Here is a 1,984-nt window from a genome sequence, read left to right as displayed (position 1 = left end):
CCCCCCCCCCCCCCCTTGGCCGGGGGGCCGGCCCCCCTCCGCCGCAAACCCCCCCCACCCCCCCCCCGCCCCCCCCCCCCGGGGCGGCCCCCCCGTCTTCGTCTGTGCGGACGGTCACCCGCAGGGGCGGGGCAGGCCCCGGTCAGACCAGTGCGCGCAGCTGCTCGATGAGACCGACGCGCTCGGCGGGGGTGCCCGCCAGCGGGACCACGTTGAGCACGGTCGCGCCTGCCTCCTTGAAGGCGGCGACGCGTTCCTTGACGAATCCGGCCGGGCCGATCAGCGAGATGTCGCGCACCAGGTCGTCGGGGACCACCTTGGTGGCCTCTTCCTTCCTGCCTGCCAGGTAGAGCTCCTGGATGCGGTCGGCCTCGGCGCCGTAGCCGTAGCGGGTGGCCAGGGTGTGGTAGAAGTTCTTGCCCTTGGCGCCCATGCCGCCGATGTAGAGCGCCAGGTGCGGCTTGACGAACTCCAGCAGCGGGGTCACGTTCTCACCGATGGCCAGCGCCGGTCCGGCGAACACCTCGAGGTCGCCGAGGGCCGGATCACGCTTGGCCTTGCCCGCGGCCAGCGCATCGCCCCAGACCTCCCCGGCCTTCTCCGGCAGGAAGAAGATCGGCTGCCAGCCCTCGGCCACCTCGGCGGCCAGTTCGACGTTCTTCGGGCCGAGCGCGGCCAGCAGGATCGGAATGTTCGGGCGCACCGGGTGATTGATGAGCTTGAGCGCCTTGCCGAGACCGGTGCCACGGTCGGCGGGCAGCGGAATCTGGTAGTGCTTGCCCTGGTATTCCAGGCGCTCGCGCCGCCACACCTTGCGGCAGATCTCCACCAGCTCCCTGGTGCGGCCGATGGGCGCGTCATAGGGTACGCCGTGGAAACCCTCGACGACCTGCGGACCGGAGGCGCCGAGGCCGAGCAGGAAACGGCCGTCGGAGACGAAGTCCAGGCCCGCGGCGGTCATGGCGGTCAGGCTGGGCGTCCTGGTGTAGATCTGCATGATGCCCGAGGCCAGTTCGACCCGTTCGGTCCTGGCCGCGAGATAGCCCAGCGCGCTGACCGCGTCGAAGGAGTACGCCTCGGGCACGAAGACGATGTCGAGGCCGGCCTTCTCCAGGTCGGCGACCTCGGCCGCGACCTCCTTGAAGCCGCCCGAATAGTTGATGCCCAATCCGATCCGCATAGCCACAACATAACCCTGGCAACCGATGAGCCACGCATCGGATGGCACGCGGTGTCGCGTGCGGTGGAGGTCACCGCGCCGAGTAGCGTGATGCCGTAGTCATTCGCCGTCACCGAAAGGCCGAAACTCCGTGTCGCAGCCGACCACCTCGTCCCCGGATAGCACCTCGCCCGCCTCGGCCGGGTCCTTCGGCTCCGCCACCCTCGCCGGCTATCTGTCCGAGCTGGGCGCTAAGGGGCCCGCCCCCGGCGGCGGCGCCGTCGCCGCGCTGCACGCCGCTCAGGGCGCCGCGCTGGTCGCGATGGTGGCCCGCTACACCACCCGCGCCAAGGACGCCGAGCACCGTCCGGTGATCGATCGGATCATCGAGGCCGCCGACGCCGCCCGCGAGCGCGCGCTGGCGCTGGCCGACGCCGACGCCGCCGCCTTCACCGCCGTCGGCGCTGCCTACAAGCTGCCCAAGGGCACCGAGGAGGAGGCCGCGGCGCGCAAGGCCGCCATCGAGGCCGCGCTGATCGAGGCCGCCCGGGTGCCCGCCGCGGTGGTCGACGAGGCCGACGAGGTGCTCTCGCTGGCCGCGGAGCTGCTGCCGATCGGCAACCCGAACGTGGTCACCGACATCGGCGCCGCCGCCGACGCCGCCCGCGCCGCGGCCACCAGCTCGCAGCTCAACATCGAGATCAATGTGGCCTCGCTGCCCGCCGCCGAGGGCGACAAGTTCGCTCCGGCACTGATGCGCGTCGAGGAGATCGCCGGGCGCGCCGACGCCCTGCACGCCGATGTGCTGCACGCCGTGCGCCTGAA

2 protein-coding genes are annotated in these 1,984 nt (G+C 72.1%); one reads left to right on the top strand and one right to left on the bottom strand.

The annotated features are described in order from the left end of the window. Positions 1 to 142: 142 nt before the first annotated feature. Positions 143 to 1,186: an LLM class F420-dependent oxidoreductase gene (locus tag QH283_RS12940; protein ID WP_280503248.1), complete on the bottom strand. Its 1,044-nt coding sequence runs from the start codon at positions 1,184 to 1,186 to the stop codon at positions 143 to 145. Between the two features lie 124 nt (positions 1,187 to 1,310). Between QH283_RS12940 and QH283_RS12935 the strand changes: the two genes are divergently transcribed. Then, positions 1,311 to 1,984, top strand: a 674-nt coding sequence (locus tag QH283_RS12935; RefSeq protein ID WP_280503247.1) for a cyclodeaminase/cyclohydrolase family protein, incomplete at its 3' end; no start/stop codon positions are given.

The sequence above is a fragment of the Nocardia farcinica genome, assembly GCF_029867845.1.
Classification (GTDB): domain Bacteria; phylum Actinomycetota; class Actinomycetes; order Mycobacteriales; family Mycobacteriaceae; genus Nocardia; species Nocardia farcinica_A.
The sequence above is the reverse complement of the archived record's forward strand: the minus strand, read 5'-3'. Positions and strand labels throughout refer to the sequence as shown.